We start from the raw sequence: 16,891 nt of genomic DNA, 5'->3' as shown, positions 1-16,891 counted from the left end.
AGCACGATGGATGACTGAGTGTATGAAATCTGCGAAATCTTCCATTCATCTAGGATTTGCGTGACAAAGGTTGTTACATTTAGTGATTCATGTCATATTTCACACTCGTAACACCCTCTAATTTGGCCGTCGAATCAATAACCAATTGATGTATGTCAAGTTTTAGGACATTTCTCAAGTCAGGTCACCCAGGAACGCTTTTCGCATCGTTTCTGTATTTTGACTTTTGCTTTGCGATCTGGGTGCTGAACGGTGCCATGGCACCTTTCATTAGCGAATCATTCGGACTCACGCCTCAACAGAAGGGCTTTATGATCTCCGTTCCGATCATGGCGGGCGCGATCATGCGGTTTCCATTGGGGGTTTTGTCCCAATACATTGGCCGAAAAAATGCGGCACTTACCGAAATGGGGCTGATCATGTTGGCGATGTTGTATGGCTATTTGATGGTGGACACATTTACGGATGTGATCGCCATGGGCGTACTGCTCGGGATCGCGGGTGCAAGCTTCGGGGTCGCGCTTTCATTGGGTTCGGGTTGGTTTCCGGCCAAAAACAAAGGCTTGGCGATGGGAATCGCGGGGGCAGGGAACTCTGGAACCGTTTTGGCAGTTTTGTTTGCACCGCCGCTCGCTACCAATTATGGCTGGAGCACGGTGTATGGATTCGCTGCCCTTGCGATGTTGTTGCCGTTTGTGGTGATGGTCATCTTCGCAAAGGAACCACCGGATCGTGAAAAACAGACCTTTAGAGAGCATATCTCTTGCCTCTTTGAAAAGGACGGATGGGTTTTTAACCTGATCTATATCGTGACCTTTGGCGGATTTATTGGATTGAGCAGCTTTTTGCCGACGTACTTCCACGACGAATTTGGAGTGAGCAAGATCGAAGCCGGCCAATTGACGATGTTGGCGGCAATTATGGGTTCGGGCATCCGCATCTTGGGTGGCTATATTTCGGATCGCTGGGGCGGCATCAACATGCTTACGTTGGTTTTTGCCTTGGTCATGGTGAGCATGATTGCCTTGGGCTTTGCGCCGTTACTTTGGCTCACAACCATCGTCTTTATGTTCTGTTTTGCAGCCTTAGGCGCAGGAAACGGGGCTTTGTTTCAGATGGTACCGCTTCGGTGGCCATTGACAACAGTGGTTGCAAGCAGCATGATCGGCGAAGTCGGCGCTTTGGGAGGCAGCTTTATTCCCAACGCTATGGGCATATCCAAGCAACACACCGGCAGCTTTACGTGGGGATTTTTGGCATTCGGCGTACTTGCTTTGATTGTATTCGTGGTGCTGAGCATTTCCCAGAAAAAATGGACGCAAAAATGGATTGACAAAGGCGGCAAGGCAAGGACCGGGCAACCTGTCATCACAGACGTCCCTTTGATGGTGCCCAAACTCGCGGAAGTGGCAGCTCCCGGATATGCAGCAGTGTCCAAACGGGCTGGCTACCGCACGATTTTGTATCCATTTGGCCAATCCGAACTCACGGACAAGGCCAATCAGGAGGCCGCCTATCTCGCAAAAATCTCTGGCGCAAAGCTCATTTTGGTGCATGTCGAAGACAGATTCCACGATACGCTTGTCCACACCACTTCCTCGCAGTGGAAAGCCATTCGGGAGGATTGGCTGAAGGAAACCGAAATCAGCATGCAAGAAGAAACCACCAAATTGCGTGCTTTGGGTGTCGAGGATTTGGAGAGCATTGTGGCGGAAGGTGATGTGGCAGAGACGATTGCCTTTCTGGCGAATGACCGCAAAGCAGATTTGATTTTGCTGGCAAGCCACAAAACATCCCCCCTCGGGCAGTTGCTCATGGGTGAACGTACATTTAAGATTTTCAAATCAGCTCCTTGTCCCATCTTGCGTGTTGTGAGGTAGGTGGAGGGCATTCAAAAAAATATCGATTATGGCTACTTGGCAAGAAAAATGGCTCCCGGAAGACAAGGAATTTTGGGAAAAGACCGGCAAGAAAATTGCCTGGCGCACCCTTTGGATCACCACCCTGTCGCTGATCCTGTCCTTCGCTTCCTGGTTCATGATGAGTGCGATTGTCGTGAAACTCCCGGGAATCGGCTTCAAATTCACCGAGAATCAACTCTTCTGGCTGGCAGCCATGCCTGGCCTTGCAGGTGGATTGCTCCGCATTCTGCATACCTTTCTCCTTCCGAAATTCGGCACCCGCCATGTGATTACGCTGTCCACCTTTGCCAAGTTGCTCCCGGTGATCGGCATCGGCTTGGCAGTGATGAATACCACGACGCCCTTCTGGGTTTTTATGATGCTCGCATTCACGGCAGGCTTTGGCGGTGGGGATTTCAGTTCCTTTATGCCGAGCACCTCGGTGCACTTTCCGAAACGCCTTCAAGGTACTGCGCTTGGGATTCAGGCCGGTATCGGCAATTTCGGGGTAAGCCTGGCGCAATTTATGACGCCTGTGATGCTAGGATTGGCCATTTACGGTTCGGCGGAGGTTTTCACAAGCTTTGATGCGAAGGAAGTGACCGCAAGCATTCAAGCAACGGATTCGACAAGTCTGGCGCATCATTCCGCGATTTTTTCTGCTCAAGATCCTGCAATACAGGAGAAATTGATCAAGGCTGCGGATGCCAAAAAGGTGGATTCGCTCAAAACGGCCGGATTTGCTGACAATGCCGCGATTTTTGCGCATTTGCCCGCGAAGATGAAAACGAAGGCGATCACAAGCCTCAATCCCAAAGTCGCCGAAAAGGTCATCAAAGGCATCAATCCAGCTGCAAAGGGCGTCAAAAACAAGGAAATTCATGTCCAATCTGCTGCTTTTTGGTATGCGCCATTGCTGCTGATCATGGGCATTGTGGCTTGGATTTGGCTGCGCAGTGTACCGATGAAGGCGTCTTTCAAAGAGCAATTGGACATCTTCAAAGACAAGCATACTTGGTTTTGCACGATCACTTATGTGATGACTTTCGGTTCGTTTGCGGGATTGGCAGCGGTGTTTCCGATGATGATCAAGTCGCTGTATGGCGGATTTGAAGGCGCACCTGAACCGTTGGTCTATGCCTTCTATGGTCCGCTGATCGGTTCGGCAAGCCGGGTTCTGTTTGGATTTGTCGCTGATAAAGTGGGCGGCGCCATTCTCACCACGTTGTCGGGCATTGGTTTGATTGTTGGCTGCGTGTTGTTGGTAGCTTTGGGATTGGTCGCACCAACGAATGTTGGGCAGTTTGACATGTTCCTTTGGGTCATGTTGGGCATGTTTTTCTTCACCGGGATTGGCAATGCCGCTACTTTCCGGCAGTACCCGATTGTTTTTGGACACAATCCAAGGCAAGCTGCGGGCGTGATCGGATGGACGGCCGCAGTCGCAGCATTCGGTCCATTCCTATTCAACCTCGCCATCGGCAATATCATCAAAGCTTCGGGAACGGTTCCCGGCGAAAAAAGTGCCGCGCCGTTTTTCTATGGCCTGATTGCTTTTGCGATCTTGGCGACGGTCATTAACTGGTACTACTATCAGCGCAAAGGCGCTGAACGTCCTTGCTAAAAGGGCAAAATCGTCGATTCATCTAGCTTTCGACGAATTCAATTTGCTTTCAAAATAATTTCTAAAAGTTATGAAAACGCATTCGCTTATTGTCACAGCGCTGCTACTGCTTTGCCTCGGAACGACGGCTTTTGGGCAGGTTACTTGGACGGCGCAGTACATGGGTCGTGGTGAATACCGCCACGGATTCCAAACCCCCGCTGCAACCAACGCCAATCCGGCATTTTTTGTCGGACAACGCGCAAGGATGGGAATGAAATACACTCATGAAAAATTCCGCCTCAATATCTCGGCACAGGACGTGCGAACTTGGGGTCAAACCGCCAACGGTTCTGCCGATGTTTCGGGGCTTTTTTCCATCCACGAAGCCAATGCCGAATTGCTGCTCAACAAAAATATGACCGTGAAGGCTGGCCGTCAGGAGATTGCCTACGATGAGGACCGCATTTTCGGTTCGTTGGATTGGGCCTTGTTTGCCCGAAGACATGATGCCGCCATCTTCAAATACGAAGACAGCACTTGGAAGGCGCATGCCGGATTCGCCTACAACCAAGACCGCGAACAGAGCAATTCGACGATTTATACGGTCGCCAACAACTACAAAACCTTCCAATATGCCTATGTCTCGAAGCAGCTCAAGGACTTGAACCTGAGTTTCTTGTTCTTGAACAATGGCCTGCAATGGACGCATTTGGATACCAATAATGTGATCGATGATTCGGGCGTACGTTTCAGCCAAACGGCCGGATTGCGCGGTGCCTATTCCAAAAACAAATTGGGGGCGAATGCGACTTTCTATTACCAAATGGGCAAGGATGTCGCGAACAAGGACATTTCGGCGTATGAAGCCTCCGCGGAAGTTTCGTTCAAACCGATCGACAAGCTGAAATTGATCGCAGGATTTGAAATGCTGAGCGGCACAAGCCAAACGGATACGGCGAACAAGGCCAACCATTCGTTTATGCCATTTTACGGGACCAATCACCGCTTCAACGGCTATATGGACTTGTTTTATGTCGGCAACTTCGCCAACAGCGTAGGACTGACTGATCCTTATTTCAAAGTCGTCTTCAATACGAAAAAGATCATTGCTGCGGCTGAAGGTCACTTTTTCATGGCCGGAGCTGACATTCGCGACCTGTCCAACCTCACTGAAATCAAGGCAATGCCGGCGTATATTGGCACGGAGGTGGACGTGACCTTCCTCTACAACATTGCCGATTACGTGAGTGTACAAGCGGGCTATTCCCACTTATTACCGACAGCATCGTTTGCCGCCGTTCGTGGTGGCGACATCAACGAAACCCAGAATTGGGCCTATTTGATGTTGTTGGTAAGACCGGGAATGATCAAGTTTCCGAAGAGTGGGTTGAAGATGTAGGACAAGCGTCCGATTGATGGTCGGCGAATCTCCTCAAAAAACGATGCCCAATGAAGGTCCACTTTATTGGGCATCGCCTTTTTTTTTGGTCAGAAGGCAAACCCATTGCAGCAACCACATGGTTCCCTTCCGAAGCCTATTGCACCAAAATCCGCCGGACTTTCCCTTGGGCATGCAGCAAGTAAATTCCCTTAGGCCAAACAGCGACGCCGATCTGCAATTCTTGAGCATCGACAAATTGGGATAACAAAACGGACTGCCCCATCAGGTTGTACACGGTGACCTCTCCGATTGGTGCCGTCGAACGCAACGTCAACTGCACCGAGGCCGGATTGGGAAAAATGCTGAGCTCATCCGGTTCATTTTCAGCGACTCCGACGGCGCAGGCCGGTATGACATCGACAATGGTATTAGAGGTAATATTGGTCCAAACGGGGGCATTCAAATCGAAATAAATGGCCGCTTGGTTGCTGACCACGGTGCCAGACGAAATGCTGCTTACTGCCAGGATGTCAAAAATCACATAGCCATGGCTTGCAGGTTCATTGGTGTTGCTGTCGGGCAAATGGATGTTGTGAAACATGAACTTGAGCACATTCCCCGGACCGACCTCCAAAATCATGGGATGCGAGGCAGCGCGGAAGGTCATCGTGGAAAAATTGATATTCGCTTCAATGGAATCGACGATCATCACTTCCAAAGCCTCAGCGGTTCCGGTATTTTGAAACTGAACGGTGTACGTCAGGGGCGTCCCGCGCTGCACGTAGTGTTCTTCGCAGTGGCCGGGCGGATAAACGCTGATTTGATTGGGGTCGTAGGAATTGACGACGGGAAATTCATAATCCAGTCGAAAATTGTCCAAGGGTTGCTGATCGCCAAGGGACGGCGTGACGATGGCCGCAAACTGCAATGTGTCAAAATTATTAGCGGTGGTGTCCGTGATCACTGTAATGTTGGCAGTAAAGTGTGCGCTGTCGAAGTTCATCATGGGAAAATTCCAGATGAGCGTGTCGCCGATGATGGATGCGGGCAATGGGGTTGCCGTTTGATAGGTGACCTGTGAATCCAAGGCGAGCTTGACTATACCGGAGATGGGAACGCAGCCGGCATTGTAGGCATCCAAAACCAAGTTGGTGGCTATTCCGGGTCTGAAAACGCCGGCGACAAGGTTCACTTGCAAGTCAAAACCGCTGGGGAAGTTGGACCCGATCACGGCCACGGAGCGTTGGGCCAAACAACCCAATTGATCCGTCACGTCCAAGGTATAGATTCCGGGAATCGCGGTGGTGGCCGCCATGCTTTGGGTCGGTGGAATGGTATTCCATTGGTACGAATACGGTGGATGACCATTGGTCCCCTGACCTGCCATATAACCTTGTTGCCCTGCACAGGTGACATGCGCGACACTGTCTATTTGAACGCCCAGATCGGTGCAACTGTCTTGGATGTAATGCAGGAAAAAGCCATCCATGTAGCCCAATACAGTCAAAGGAAAGGAATCCACTGGCGATGGATTAAAATCCACAGTTTGCTGAAAACTGCCAACGGCATGAATATTCCCTTGGTTATCAACCGTCACGTCTGCAAAGGTTTCAGTGCCGTTGCCACTCAACTCGGCGACCCATACAAAATTACCCATCGCATCGAGTTTGAGCAGGGCAGCATCCGGGATGTTCGGCCCTACCACTGTCAATTGAACGGTCCCCGGTCCGGGATCCATGTCAATCGTATCATAAAACGAGGTGGAGATGTAGACCGCTCCAACAGCATCCACGGTCACGTTGTTCGCGGCATCGCCATCCAATCCACCCACATGTTTCACCCAGAGGAATTGACCGTTTCGATCGACCCGTACGGCAAAAATATCATCTCCAAGTAAATTCGAAATCATGCTGACACCCGCCATAGGGTCCATATCACAAGCACCGTTGTAGACACCCACTAAGACGACATCACCACCACGGTCCAAGTCAATTCCAAAGGGGTTGAGGTTGCTCGAGCTCGAAGTCAACTCCCCCGCCCAGATCAATTGCCCACCCAGGCCATACTTGATGATAAATCCTGAAGTGCCGGCTGTATTGTTCAAAAAAAAGGTTCCGGGTCCCGGATCCACATCGGTTTGACCAGTGAAGCTACCGGTTACATATACGCCTGTGGTATCTGATGCGATGGAATATCCAAGCTCTTGACCGCTACTGCTCAGGGGTAAAGACCATCTCAAGGCAAAGCTTGAGTCGTAACTCACAACAAAACAATCTTGCATTCCCACTGCGTTGTATTGCTGTACACCCGCTCCTAAGTCTACATCGACACTCGCGTGATTTACACCAACAAGGTAAACGTTTGCTGCATCATCTAATGCCAAAACCGAACCCATATCTGAAGAAGGTAGGCATTCTCCATTCCTCTTGCCCCGAGGTATTGGCCCCTTGCGGATACCCTAGGAGATAGATTCCATTCGCAGCGGTCAATGAATCGATCCTGGCACCGATGTCAAAGTCGGCTGTTCCATGGATATAACCTGCGATGGTAAGATTGCCAGCAGCGTCGATCTGCAAGTCGCGGGTAGAATTGAATGATGTACTGCTGGCGACGGTAGCGCCCCAGACGAAATTGCCATTGCTGTCCAATTTTTGGATAAAAGTGTTGGAGATCCATGCCGGAGCGGTAATCATAAACGTCCCCTGTCCCGGATCGAGATCAATCGTGTTGAAGAAGCTGCCCACAGTGATGACATTTCCCATTTGGTCCGTCGCAACTGCCTTCGGATAGGTCTCCCAATTCCCCATCACTTGCTTGGCCCATTCCAAATGCTGGGAAAGTACGGTTTGGGCATTTGCAGACCAGAGTAGTAGCAAAAGGGCATATCGGAAAATTCTATAATTACTTCGCATGATCTATTTCCTGGAATTGTCACCCGTTTCCTTATTCCAAGATGCATAAAAATACCATTGATTCCAAGGAACTTGCCGCAAGGGTAAATCAGAGCATCGAATCCGTTCGGATGGGATTACGGGTACTTCTGCGCGTCTTTGCAGGTGAGCAGGTCGAATGGAAATTTTCAAGTAGTGACGTTAGACAAGGAACTTACATCGATATAATCCGTGAAAATTTGGTGTGAGGCATTGCCGGATAAGTCCGAAGGACTTGAACAACGATAGCCACGGACGAAGTCCGTGGTTGGCGTCACAAACGAAGTTTCAAGGCCGAAGGTCTTGATCCAGCTAATTATTCCAAACGGCCTGGACAAATTCAAGGCCTTTCAGCCTTTGATCGAACTCAATTCTCAGCATGGACTTTACCAGGATTCGCGGCACGGCGTCCACGGCTATTGTTGTTTAGGCCCTCCGGGCCATCCAAAGCGCCAATCTGATTGCTACTGCCAAAGGTCTGGACAAGCATTAAGCACAATACCAATCCATGAATGAAACCCACAAAATTTGGCTAAGTCATTGATTTTTGTTCGTCTTTACCGACGGTTTTCTCCTTCCCCAACGCCCCAATCACCAACCCCGAAATGTCAATCCCATTACTCGGATGCGGAATGGTATTGCAGGTAATGACTTGGTGGACACCTGACGCAAGCAGGTTTTCATAGGCATTCCCCGCAAAAACCGCGTGCACCCCGATGCAAACCGGCGGACGCATGCCTGCTTTGAGAATGTGCTGCACGGTTTCGATCATGGTACGTGCCGTGGAAATGATGTCGTCCACCAACACGGGGGTATGCTGTTGGTACAATTCGACTTGGGGAACGGTCACCCGCACATCTTCGTCGCCGAATCGGGTTTTTTCGAGCACAATAAAAGGGGCGCCGGCTTGTGCCGCAACGGCGCTAACCCATTGCTCGCTTTCGGAATCGGGGCCGACGATCAAGGGATTCACAATATTTTCGCGGATATATGCCGAAATCAATTCCGCCGCATGCAAAGCCGCCGCGGGCACCGTGTACAATTCGCTCATGGCATGTTTGCGGTGCAGGTGCGGATCAATGGTCACCAAACGGTCGACAAACGACGACAGCAACTGCGCAAAATAATCCGACGTGACTGCTTCGCCGGGATGGAATCGTTTGTCTTGCCGCATATAAGACAGGTAGGGTGCGACCAAAGTCACCTTGGCTGCTCCGAGATCCTTCAACAAGCGGCAAAGAAAGAGCAAGGGAAGGAGCTTTTCATTCGGCAAATGCAAGGTGCAAACAACGATGGCTTCAGCGTCCCTGACATCATCGGTCACTTGGACCAAGGCCTCGCCGTCGGGAAAACGGTGGTCTTTGAATTGACCGAGGGTTGCTGCGCAGCCTGCTGCAATGTTTGCACCCAAGGCCTCATTGCCGGGCATGGAATAGACGAATCGTTTCATGGTTCAATCGTAATGATTTCTTGAATCCGGTTGAGAAAATCGACCGCGTAACTCAATTCGCCAACGGATGCGGCGTGGATGGTAAACAAGAGATCGCCTTGCACCACCCGCCGCCCGATGGGCGCCTCGTAGTAGATTCCTGCCGTCGGAGACTTCGGGGCACCGGCAAGCTTGGCAAGCCGGGACAGGTTGCGGTTGTCGACGGCACGAACAATGCCCTCCTTTGCGGCTAGGAATTCGTATTTGAATTCCGCTTTGCCGGGCTCGCTGAAACCGCCTTGAGCGATGCAAATCGCCTGGAACTTCGACCATGCGCGACCGTCATTCAGGATTTGGTTGGCAAGGGCTTCGACATCTTGATCGGGAAATTGGCCGCAAAGCTTCAGCAAACGCGCAGCAAGCAAAACAGCACGTTCACGGAGGTCCCGTGGTGCATCCTGCTCATTGCGCAGCACTTTCAAGACATCCACAGCTTCCAATGCCGGACCAATTCCGCGGCCGACCGGCTGACTGCCATCGGTGATCACGACTTCAACTTCCAAGCCAATGGTAGCGGCCACAGCCTTGAAATAGTATTCGAGCTTCAAAGCCTCTTCTTGGCTTCTCACCTTGGCTGTCGGTCCGACGGGGATGTCCAAAATCACGTGTGTCGAACCCGCTGCGGCCTTTTTGGAAAGCACCGAGGCGATCATCTGCCCTTCGCTGTCGATGTCCAAGGCCTTTTCGATGCGAATCAGAATATCATCCGCCGGACTCAGCCGCACAGCTCCACCCCATACCATGCAGCCGCCCTCCTTGCCGACCACCTCGCGGATTTGCTCCACGGAAAGATCGACCTTGGTCATCGTTTCCATCGTATCTGCGGTCCCGGCAGGGGAAGTAATGGCCTTCGAAGAGGTTTTGGGAATCATCAGTCCGGCCGCTGCAACAATGCTCACAACAATCGGCGTGGTGCGGTTGCCGGGCAATCCGCCGACGCAATGTTTGTCGGCCACGATTTGCTTTCCCCAATCGATGCGTGAGCCGGAATGAATCATCGATTTACTCAAAGCGACGATCTCTGGCAAGGTCATATTCGTCCCGGCACAGGCCGTCACAAAGGCCGCGACTTCGATGTTGGCGTAGCGCTCGGCAATCACGTCGCTCAGGATTTGGTCAAAATCTGTTTCGGTCAGTTCTGCTCCATACATTTTCGCGCGCACCCTGGCAAAGGACTGCACGGGCTGCGGGTGCAAAATCGTCACGGTATCCTTGTCCTGCACATGCAGGTTGCGCAATGCCGAAAGGGAGAGCCCGACTTCGCCATCCCCAACAAGGTCGCTTTTCACCACGTTGAGTGTCGCAATGATCGAATTGCCATTGGCCTTGATCAGAATCCGCGCAAGGGCGGTGAACCCTTCGGATTTGCAGACATAGCTGTCGGCAGACATGAAGGCGATGTTTTCGTGGAAGGTATCGATTCCGATATCCTTGACGATCAGGCGATGTGAATTCGGGTGATTCATCGGGGGATGCATTAAAAATCCGGTGCAAAGCTATCAATCGTGCCTTGCCGCCTGAAAGATGCGAAAAACATGCAAGACTGCTGGAAAAAGTGCATCCATTGTTTCCGTTGCGCCGCCGGTCGAACCCGGAAGGGTGAGTACGAGCATGTCGCCGATCGTGCCCGCGAGCCCGCGTGAGAGCATGCTCCAAGGTGTGCGGTCCTGCCCATAGGCGCGCGCAGCCTCGGTGATACCCGGAATTTCGCGTTCGAGGAGGGGGCGGATGGCTTCGGGGGTGATGTCGCGGGGCGAAAGGCCTGTTCCGCCGCAGAAGATCAGCAAGTCGATGCCGTCGGCGGCGTATTGTTTGACGCTTGCCTGGATTTCAGCCACTTCGTCGGGAATGATGATGTAGTCGGCGATGGCGACTTCGCAGCTTTCGAGTTTGGAGATGATGGATTTTCCAGCACTGTCTTGCTTTTTCCCTGCCGAAACCGAGTCGCTGCATACGACCACCGCAGCCCGCAAGTCCTGCCGGAATTTGTCTTTGAAGTCGCTTTTCCCGCCCTTTTTCTTCACAAGTCGAATGTTCCGGATCTCGATTCCCTTGTCGATGGGTTTGAGCATGTCATACATCGTGAGCGCGATCACGGAGGCGCCGTGCATGGCTTCGACCTCGACGCCGGTCCGGTAAATGGCCTTCACTTCGATCTCGATGCGCACCTCCAATCCGCTGGTTTCGTAGCGTACTGCGGTGTATTCGACGGGCAGCGGATGGCAATCGGGGATCATGTCGGAGGTCTTTTTGACTGCGAATAATCCGGCGGTTTTGGCCATTTCGAAGACATTGCCCTTGGGAACAGTGCCTTCGAGCAAGGCTGTCATCGCAGCAGGTTCGCTCAAAACGACCGTCGCCTCCGCGATCGCGGAGCGGAGTGTGGTGGGCTTATGGGTGATGTCGACCATTTTAAGTGAAAAGTGATAAGTGAATAGTGAAAAGTTGGCAGGTAGCAGTTAGTAGTTAGCAGTTGGCAGTTGGCAGTTGGCAGTTGGCAGTTGGCAGTTGGCAGTTTTGAATGCTCCTTTGCGCCTTTGAGAAACTGCTAACTGCTACTTTCTAACTGCTAACTTTCTAACTGCTACTTTCTAACTACTAACTATTCGTCTTCCATTGATGACTTTCGTCTTCAAAGATTTCTTTGCCGAAGATGGGGACTTTGGCTTTGATTTCCTCGACGATTTCGCGGCAGGCATCAAAGGCCATCTTGCGGTGCTTGGAACTGACGAAAACGAAGAGGCAGATTTCGCCGGCCTTGACGACACCGAGGCTGTGGTAAATGTGCATGCAGCTCAGGGTGTATTTGGCAAAGGCAGCCTCACGGATTTCGTGAAAGGCTTTGTCGGCCATTTCGGTATAGGCGCTGTAGTCGATGGCGACGACCTTTTTACCGTCGATTTCATCTGCCCGGACTTGCCCGAGGAAGATGTCGTGGGCGCCGATGTCGGTCTTGGATTGGTGCTTCGTGATGCTGTCGCCGATGAATGCACCGCTGATCGGGCCTTCGACGAAGACCTTTTTGTGTTTATGTTCTTTTGAATCCATCTTATTTCAATGAGAAATTAGAAATTAGGAATGAGAATTGCGAAGCAGATCAGCGAAGCTAAATGAAGAATGCGCATCCTGAGGCCGATCCATTCGCAAGGGCTTGAAATAAAACCCGCATAGAAATTGAAGATGCCTGGTGCCCGCCACGGGCACGGCCCACCAAATTAGCCCTTGCAGGCCGCCAAATGCCCGTGTAACTTTTCACTTTTCACTAATAACTTTTCACTTTTCACTTCCCTCATCCTCCGGCGAACGGTGGCAAAACTACGATTTCGGATGATGCGCGAAGAAAACACGTTCCATCGACGATTTCTTGGTCCACGGCGACTTTCCAGGACATCTCTGCGAGGACGGGATGCAGTGCGAGCAACCATGCACGTGGGTCGATCGGGTTTGGACTTCCCTCCCACTCGACCTCCTCGGCGGTTTTGCCCAATCGTTCGGCGATCATCCCAAAGTATCGGAGTCTGATTTTCATTTTCCTTGTAAATAAAGGTTGATTTCCGCCTTCGAATTGAAATTGCGCATCCAATCGGGATGAAATCCGGCGAGGCTGCGTTGCGGATCGAGGACGGCTGCCTGCAATTCTTCGAGGGCAATGCGCATTTTGAGTTGGTTGCGGGCGAGCAGCCGCTCCAAGGTCGGCAGACATTTGCGGTGATACATGCCGACAAGGGGCTGCAAGTGATCTTCGAAGGTACATACAGCCGCGGCCTCCTCGTCATAGGTTTCCAGCATCCATTCGAGCAAGCGATTATCCATCAGCGGCATATCACAAGGCAACAAAAAATTCAAATCCGTCTTGGCATGTCGGATGCCCGAAACCAATCCCGAGAGCGGCCCGTCGCCTTTGGCTTCGTCTTCCTGTAATGGATAGCCAAATTGCCCGTAGGCGGCATCATTGGCGACAATCAGGATCTCGTCGGTCAGCGGGCGAATGCATTCGATGGCCCATTGAATCATCGGCTTGCCGTTGAATTCGACCAAGCCTTTTTCGGAACCCATGCGGCTGCTTTTCCCGCCGGAAAGGATGATGGCGCCGATGGCGGATTGCGCAATTTCGTGCGGTTGATCGTTGAGCGGAATCACACGTCTAGTTTTGCATTTGAGCTCTTAAAGCTTCGATTTCAGCATCTTCAAGTCCCGTCAGGCGCTTAATGTAGGCATTGTCTGCTCCGTCCTGAATCAATAGCCTTGCGACGGTTTCTTTTACCTTGCCTTCTCCTGCTGCAATTCCAATAATTCCTTCTTCGCCCCTCTTCTCTTTCCAACTGCAACACTTCCCGTTTGCCAACTTCAATTTTTGCCAATCTCCATTCTTCGGGGCTGATATTGTCAAATTGAATGATGTCTGCAACACGCCTCACACCTGCATTTTCAGTGTTAATATGCGGATTTTCAGGATGATGGATACTTTCATAAACCAAATCGAGCCAATCTCGATAGTTTGCCGGGGTATCGTAGCCACGGTAATTCGGATTGAGGTAGATCAGTTCGTGGTTGAAAATTTTACGCTCCAATCCCTTGAGGTTTCTCGGGTTCAAGGAAGACACCAATACTTCATCGGCATAAAACTCCCTCGTCTTCTTGTCAATTTTATAGGGGGCCGTCATCAAAACGATCGTGTAAACGGTCCTATCGACAGAATAGTTGGCCGAGGACCTTTGTTGCTCCGTGATTGCTTGAAGGTGATAATGGAGGAAGCTTAACAAAGGCCTTGAGGACAATTTTGTCAGTAAACGCCTTTTTGAAAAATACTTCGTTGTCGAGCCTTGCGAGGTGCATGGTAAAAATTTCAGTTGAGACAAAGTTAGCGATCCGAAGCGGACTATGAAAGCTAGATATATCATGATTCAAATCACGTTTACCAGCCTCACATAGACATAGGAAGTTTAAAAGATCCCCAAAACAGCCATTCAACTCATTTTTTTGCGCTTTATTTTGGGCTTAAATCGGCCACCGTTCGGACAATTATTCCACAGGTTTTCCGTCAAAGGCAATTTTTGCCTAACTTCGCGGCGAAATCACGCTGCTTTGGGCGTGAAGAAGTAGAAGAGAAGAAGGTAGTATCAACCCACAAAAGTCTATGGCTGAAACAGAAACAGTGCTTAAACCAACAACCGACACTAAAAAAAGTCCCGGCGTTCACTACGTGAAGACCAAGCAGGAGGAGTTGGATTTCTGCTACACGATGCCCGACAAAATTTTCCAGTTGAGCTTGGGCAAAAACGCACACTTCAGCAATGCCCGTTTTATGGGTGACTTCTCCATGACATTGGAGGAAGGCCAAAACGCTAAGTGTGACTACATTGCAAAAATGTGCAACATCCACGAAGGCAGCAAAGTGCTCGACCTTGGCTGCGGATGGGGTGGCATTTTGCAATACCTCAAAACCAAATACAAAATCAAGGAAACCGGTGTCGTCTTGGCCGAAGGTCAATACAAACACTGCAAGGAAACGGGTTTGAACGTCTTCTTGCGCGACATGCGCGAAGTGAAGCCTGAGGATTTCGGCACGTTTGATGCCGTCACAGCCTCCGGAAGCTTTGACCACGTCTTGAGCTACGAGGAATTCCTCGAAGGCAAGCAGGAAGAAGTCTACACCAAATGGTTTGACATGGTGGCTGACCTGTTGCCCATCGGCGGCCGTCACTACATGCAGACCATGACCTTCGGACGCAAGATCATCCCACGCGAAACTTGGGACATCAATGCACCGACCGACTCCGACGAATTCACGATGGCGCTGATGGTGAAGCAATTCCCATTGTCATGGTTGCCTTACATGGACGAGGACATCATCCGCTATGCGTCCAAGCGCTTCAAATTGATCGAACACAGCAGCGGCCGCCTCGACTACGTCGAAACCAACCGTCGCTGGACCGAAGCCTACAAGAAATTCGGCGTCAAGAAATACTGGTTCTATCTCCGGATGTTGCCCAAGTACCTCTTTGACAAGGAGTTCCGCTATGTCGCTTCCTTCCTGAAGTATGCACCGAACCGCCGTTGCTTTGAGCGCGAGCTGTTTGATCACTTCCGCTTCGTGTTTGAGCGCGTGAACTAAGAAATTCTGTTTAGACCGCACGCATCAGCGTCGGGCAAATAGCAATTTGAAAAATCCGAAGGCAGTGATGCTTTCGGATTTTTTTTTCGTGGATAACGTTGACGTACAATTCCTGCGGGATTGCTGGAGAAACGCAAAAATTCACTAAATTGTGGCCTCGGTAGTTTTCAATCAACGTAGTATGAAGCGAATTTGGATCCTTTCACTTTGGATGGCCTTTGCTGGTTTGATCGCAGCACAAAATCTAATGCCTAACCCAAGTTTTGAATTGGCGACCGGCTGCGTCACAGGCAATGGCTGGGGAAGTGTCAACAGTTGGCGGGTTCCCACGAGCCATTCTGGTTCGCCTGACAGGTTTCATACATGTGCGCCTGGAACGTTTGGCGTGACGGCAAATGTATTTGGTGACCAAGCGGCAAGGACGGGAATCTCCTACATCGGCTACGTTTCTCATTTTGGAAGCAACGGATTATTTCGCGAATACATCCAAGCACCTTTGACGAGCGCATTGATTCCCGGGCAAACCTATACGGCAAGTGGTTATTTTTCACTGAGCGATGGATCAGGCTGGGCCACAGATGGGTATGGATTTCATTTTGCTACTTCGGCGATTACGGGTACAGGCGGCAGTGGTCCACTCCCGTTCACGCCCCAAGTCTCCTGCCCGACCAATACCTTCATGAACAACAAAATCGGATGGCAGCTGTTGAGCGGCAACTTTGTGGCGACCGCTGCCTTTACCTACGTGACGATTGGCAACTACAAGACTGACGCTGCGACCAATATCCAGGTTCAGGCAAGTGGCTGGACGTGGAACTATACCTACATGGATGATGTTTCCTTGATTCCTGCGGTTGTGTTGACCGCCGAGATGGGAGAATTTGACGGTGAAATGCACGAGAACGTGGCTTCCTTAACTTGGGATACCCGCTCGGAAAATGGCACACAAGAATTTGTCGTTGAACGCAGTATCGGAGATGTTGCTCATTTTGAAGTGATTGGAAAGGTTGCAGCCAAGGGTTCGGCAACAAACCCAGCCGATTATCAATTCGCGGATGAAAATGCATCCCCGACACAGTTGAATTATTACCGCATTCAGGAAGTGGATCAAAACGGTGCCGGCGGTTATTCCAGCACCATCGAATTGCATTCGGAGAAGTTGGCCCATGAATTACGCGCTGCTGTCCATCCCAATCCCGTCACCGCGGGCGAAGACCTCGTTTTGTCCATTTACAGCACCAAAGTGCAGCCACTCAAAGTGGAATTGATCGATTTGAGCGGTCGTTTGGTATTTGAATCGCAATTGGAAGTGAATGTCGGAGATAGCTTCCAAACCTTGCCGATTGGATTGCAGCCGACCGGATGGTACATCTTGCGCGTTACAGGAGCGGGTGTGCACACGAACCAAAAGGTGATGATTGCCCGATCTGGGAATTGAGTTTGGTAATCCATGCTGGCTGTTTCTCAGC

14 protein-coding genes are annotated in these 16,891 nt (G+C 50.9%); 5 read left to right on the top strand and 9 right to left on the bottom strand.

The features are described from left to right. The first annotated feature begins 152 nt into the window (after positions 1-152). The 3 genes from IPN95_24415 (at position 153) to IPN95_24405 (ending at position 4,906) form a co-directional block, all read left to right on the top strand. Entirely contained in the window at positions 153-1,880 is a 1,728-nt protein-coding gene (locus tag IPN95_24415; GenBank protein MBK9452511.1) for an MFS transporter, read from the top strand. 28 nt (positions 1,881-1,908) lie between these two features. Further along, positions 1,909-3,525 carry an MFS transporter gene (locus IPN95_24410; GenBank protein ID MBK9452510.1) on the top strand — a complete coding sequence of 539 codons (1,617 nt, stop codon included), beginning with the start codon at positions 1,909-1,911 and terminating at the stop codon, positions 3,523-3,525. 70 nt (positions 3,526-3,595) lie between these two features. Beyond that, positions 3,596-4,906, top strand: coding sequence for a hypothetical protein (locus IPN95_24405; GenBank protein ID MBK9452509.1), 1,311 nt, complete (start codon positions 3,596-3,598; stop codon positions 4,904-4,906). A 136-nt stretch (positions 4,907-5,042) separates the two neighbouring features. Here the strand turns inward: IPN95_24405 and IPN95_24400 are convergent, their stop codons facing one another. The 9 genes from IPN95_24400 to IPN95_24360 all read right to left on the bottom strand — a co-directional run bounded on the left by IPN95_24400 (position 5,043) and on the right by IPN95_24360 (position 14,070). After that, on the bottom strand, positions 5,043-7,283 hold the full coding sequence (locus tag IPN95_24400; protein MBK9452508.1) for a T9SS type A sorting domain-containing protein: 2,241 nt from the start codon (positions 7,281-7,283) through the stop codon (positions 5,043-5,045). Continuing rightward, positions 7,258-7,800: a hypothetical protein gene (locus IPN95_24395; protein ID MBK9452507.1), complete on the bottom strand. Its 543-nt coding sequence runs from the start codon at positions 7,798-7,800 to the stop codon at positions 7,258-7,260. The genes IPN95_24400 and IPN95_24395 overlap by 26 nt, the downstream gene beginning before the upstream one ends. Before the next feature lie 550 nt (positions 7,801-8,350). Next, complete coding sequence (locus IPN95_24390; GenBank protein ID MBK9452506.1) at positions 8,351-9,268, bottom strand: ribose-phosphate pyrophosphokinase; 918 nt, start codon at positions 9,266-9,268, stop codon at positions 8,351-8,353. Continuing rightward, on the bottom strand, positions 9,265-10,773 hold the full coding sequence (locus IPN95_24385) for a thymidine phosphorylase family protein (protein ID MBK9452505.1): 1,509 nt from the start codon (positions 10,771-10,773) through the stop codon (positions 9,265-9,267). The genes IPN95_24390 and IPN95_24385 overlap by 4 nt, the downstream gene beginning before the upstream one ends. A gap of 33 nt (positions 10,774-10,806) precedes the next feature. Continuing rightward, positions 10,807-11,718, bottom strand: a complete 912-nt coding sequence (locus IPN95_24380; protein MBK9452504.1) for a bifunctional molybdenum cofactor biosynthesis protein MoaC/MoaB — start codon at positions 11,716-11,718, stop codon at positions 10,807-10,809. A gap of 187 nt (positions 11,719-11,905) precedes the next feature. Beyond that, the gene (locus IPN95_24375; GenBank protein MBK9452503.1) at positions 11,906-12,355 is read right to left on the bottom strand and encodes a molybdenum cofactor biosynthesis protein MoaE; all 450 of its coding nucleotides are present in this window, start codon (positions 12,353-12,355) and stop codon (positions 11,906-11,908) included. A gap of 241 nt (positions 12,356-12,596) precedes the next feature. Beyond that, positions 12,597-12,836: a MoaD/ThiS family protein gene (locus tag IPN95_24370; protein MBK9452502.1), complete on the bottom strand. Its 240-nt coding sequence runs from the start codon at positions 12,834-12,836 to the stop codon at positions 12,597-12,599. Continuing rightward, a complete protein-coding gene (locus IPN95_24365) occupies positions 12,833-13,447 on the bottom strand; it encodes a molybdenum cofactor guanylyltransferase (GenBank protein ID MBK9452501.1) in 615 nt (204 codons plus the stop codon). Before IPN95_24365 ends, IPN95_24370 begins: the two co-directional genes overlap by 4 nt. Positions 13,448-13,512: 65 nt before the next feature. Continuing rightward, positions 13,513-14,070 carry a hypothetical protein gene (locus IPN95_24360; GenBank protein ID MBK9452500.1) on the bottom strand — a complete coding sequence of 186 codons (558 nt, stop codon included), beginning with the start codon at positions 14,068-14,070 and terminating at the stop codon, positions 13,513-13,515. 374 nt (positions 14,071-14,444) lie between these two features. Here IPN95_24360 and IPN95_24355 point away from each other — a divergent pair, with 374 nt between their 5' ends. Both IPN95_24355 and IPN95_24350 read left to right on the top strand, forming a co-directional pair. Then, positions 14,445-15,422, top strand: coding sequence for a class I SAM-dependent methyltransferase (locus tag IPN95_24355; protein MBK9452499.1), 978 nt, complete (start codon positions 14,445-14,447; stop codon positions 15,420-15,422). Between the two features lie 181 nt (positions 15,423-15,603). Continuing rightward, on the top strand, positions 15,604-16,860 hold the full coding sequence (locus IPN95_24350; protein MBK9452498.1) for a T9SS type A sorting domain-containing protein: 1,257 nt from the start codon (positions 15,604-15,606) through the stop codon (positions 16,858-16,860). Positions 16,861-16,891: the final 31 nt, after the last annotated feature.

The organism is Bacteroidota bacterium (genome assembly GCA_016718825.1).
Taxonomy (GTDB): domain Bacteria; phylum Bacteroidota; class Bacteroidia; order J057; family JADKCL01; genus JADKCL01.
The sequence above is the reverse complement of the archived record's forward strand: the minus strand, read 5'-3'. Positions and strand labels throughout refer to the sequence as shown.

What these genes read in the sequence shown, in the direction of transcription:
- IPN95_24410 (MBK9452510.1), top strand. Translation starts at nt 1,909, where the DNA reads ATGGCTACTTGGCAAGAAAAATGGCTCCCGGAAGACAAGGAATTTTGG.
- IPN95_24350 (MBK9452498.1), top strand. Translation starts at nt 15,604, where the DNA reads ATGAAGCGAATTTGGATCCTTTCACTTTGGATGGCCTTTGCTGGTTTG.
- IPN95_24395 (MBK9452507.1), bottom strand. Translation starts at nt 7,800, where the DNA reads ATGCGAAGTAATTATAGAATTTTCCGATATGCCCTTTTGCTACTACTC.
- IPN95_24370 (MBK9452502.1), bottom strand. Translation starts at nt 12,836, where the DNA reads ATGAAAATCAGACTCCGATACTTTGGGATGATCGCCGAACGATTGGGC.
- IPN95_24385 (MBK9452505.1), bottom strand. Translation starts at nt 10,773, where the DNA reads ATGAATCACCCGAATTCACATCGCCTGATCGTCAAGGATATCGGAATC.
- IPN95_24380 (MBK9452504.1), bottom strand. Translation starts at nt 11,718, where the DNA reads ATGGTCGACATCACCCATAAGCCCACCACACTCCGCTCCGCGATCGCG.
- IPN95_24355 (MBK9452499.1), top strand. Translation starts at nt 14,445, where the DNA reads ATGGCTGAAACAGAAACAGTGCTTAAACCAACAACCGACACTAAAAAA.
- IPN95_24375 (MBK9452503.1), bottom strand. Translation starts at nt 12,355, where the DNA reads ATGGATTCAAAAGAACATAAACACAAAAAGGTCTTCGTCGAAGGCCCG.
- IPN95_24405 (MBK9452509.1), top strand. Translation starts at nt 3,596, where the DNA reads ATGAAAACGCATTCGCTTATTGTCACAGCGCTGCTACTGCTTTGCCTC.
- IPN95_24415 (MBK9452511.1), top strand. Translation starts at nt 153, where the DNA reads ATGTCAAGTTTTAGGACATTTCTCAAGTCAGGTCACCCAGGAACGCTT.
- IPN95_24400 (MBK9452508.1), bottom strand. Translation starts at nt 7,283, where the DNA reads ATGGGTTCGGTTTTGGCATTAGATGATGCAGCAAACGTTTACCTTGTT.
- IPN95_24390 (MBK9452506.1), bottom strand. Translation starts at nt 9,268, where the DNA reads ATGAAACGATTCGTCTATTCCATGCCCGGCAATGAGGCCTTGGGTGCA.